Source organism: Massilia sp. 01N410 (genome assembly GCF_056399665.1).
Window position 1 is genome coordinate 1 of sequence record NZ_JBFTRV010000050.1, and the last position, 1064, is coordinate 1064.

1 protein-coding gene and 1 pseudogene are annotated in these 1064 nt (G+C 65.9%); both read right to left on the reverse strand.

Going from position 1 to position 1064, the window contains the following annotated elements; translation table 11 throughout:
* Positions 1-2: 2 nt before the first annotated feature.
* Positions 3-935: an electron transfer flavoprotein subunit alpha/FixB family protein gene (locus tag AC1DOP_RS27150; protein ID WP_477254393.1), complete on the reverse strand. Its 933-nt coding sequence runs from the start codon at positions 933-935 to the stop codon at positions 3-5.
* A gap of 18 nt (positions 936-953) precedes the next feature.
* A pseudogene (locus AC1DOP_RS27155) lies at positions 954-1064 on the reverse strand (electron transfer flavoprotein subunit beta/FixA family protein); the annotation flags it as partial.

The following is a 1064-nucleotide window of genomic DNA, read 5'->3' on the forward strand; positions in this document are numbered from 1 at the left end:
GCTTAGCCCAGTTCCTTGACCAGCGCCGGCACGACCTCGAACAGGTCGCCGACGATGCCGTAATCGGCCACCGAGAAGATCGGCGCTTCCGGATCCTTGTTGATGGCGACGATGGTCTTCGAGTCCTTCATGCCGGCCAGGTGCTGGATCGCGCCCGAGATGCCGACCGCGATGTACAGTTGCGGCGCGACGATCTTGCCGGTCTGGCCGACCTGCCAGTCGTTCGGCACGTAGCCGGCGTCCACTGCCGCGCGCGATGCGCCCATGGCGGCGCCCAGCTTGTCGGCCAGCGGTTCCAGGATCTTGAAGTTCTCGCCCGAGCCCATGCCGCGGCCGCCCGAGACGACGATCTTGGCGCCGGTCAGTTCCGGACGGTCCGACTTGGCCAGCTCGCGGCCCACAAAAGAAGATTTGCCGGAATCGGCAACCGCCGGCACGTTCTCGACGGCGGCCGAGCCGCCTTCGCTTGCTGCGGCATCGAAGCCGGTGCCGCGCACGGTGATCACTTTCACCTTGTCGCTGGACTGCACGATGGCGATGGCGTTGCCGGCGTAGATCGGACGCTCGAAGGTATCCGGGGCGTCGACCTTGGTGATTTCCGAGATCTGGGCCACGTCCAGCCTTGCGGCCACGCGCGGCAGGATGTTCTTGCCGTAGGCCGAAGCCGGGGCCAGGATGTGCGAGTACGAACCGGCCACCGCCAGGATCTGCTCGGCGACGTTCTCGGCCAGGCCGTCGGCGAAATGCGGCGCATCGGCGACCAGCACTTTCGAGACGCTGGCGACCTTGGCGGCTGCTTCCGCGACCGCGCCGCAGCCCGAGCCGGCGACCAGGATGTGGACTTCTCCACCGCACTGGGCGGCGGCGGTGACGGTGTTCAGGGTGACGGCCTTCAGCGAGGCATTGTCGTGTTCTGCAATAACGAGTGCGACCATGATGTTCCCTTATATTCTTTAGATGACTTTGGCTTCGGTACGCAGCTTCGACACCAGGGTCGCCACGTCCGGCACGGTGATGCCGGCCGAGCGCTTGGCCGGCTCCGACACTTTCAGGGTCTTCAGGCG